This is a genomic window from Pseudomonas mosselii (genome assembly GCF_005796105.1).
Lineage (GTDB): Bacteria > Pseudomonadota > Gammaproteobacteria > Pseudomonadales > Pseudomonadaceae > Aquipseudomonas > Aquipseudomonas mosselii_C.
This window is the reverse complement of record NZ_VAUO01000060.1, coordinates 1-335: the sequence shown is the minus strand read 5'-3', so window position 1 is coordinate 335 and position 335 is coordinate 1. Positions and strand designations below refer to the sequence as shown.

Here is a 335-nt window from a genome sequence, read left to right as displayed (position 1 = left end):
GATCTGGGATGGCAAAGGTCCGGTGCGCCACGTGCACGGTCTGGTCAGTCGTTTCAGTCAGGGTGAAAGCGGCTTCTACCGAACCTACTACCACGCCCTGGTGGAACCCATCCTGGCCCGCGCCGGACTGCGCTCGAACTGGCGCATCTTTCAGCAAAAGACCGTCCCGCAGATTCTTGAGCTGATGCTCAAGCGTCAGGGCATCGATCAATACGAGCTTCGCGCAAGCATGGACCATCAGGTGCGCGAGTTCTGTGTGCAAGCGGGCGAGACTGACCTCGACTTCATCGCCCGCTTGGCGGCTGAAGAGGGCTTCGTCTATCGCTTCGAGCACA

The 335-nt window shown here is 60.0% G+C and carries 1 protein-coding gene; it reads left to right on the top strand.

Translation table 11 applies throughout. The features are described 5' to 3' along the window. Nucleotide 1 precedes the first annotated feature (1 nt). Nucleotides 2–335, top strand: a 334-nt coding sequence (locus FEM01_RS24065) for a contractile injection system protein, VgrG/Pvc8 family (RefSeq protein WP_276611146.1), incomplete at its 3' end; no start/stop codon positions are given.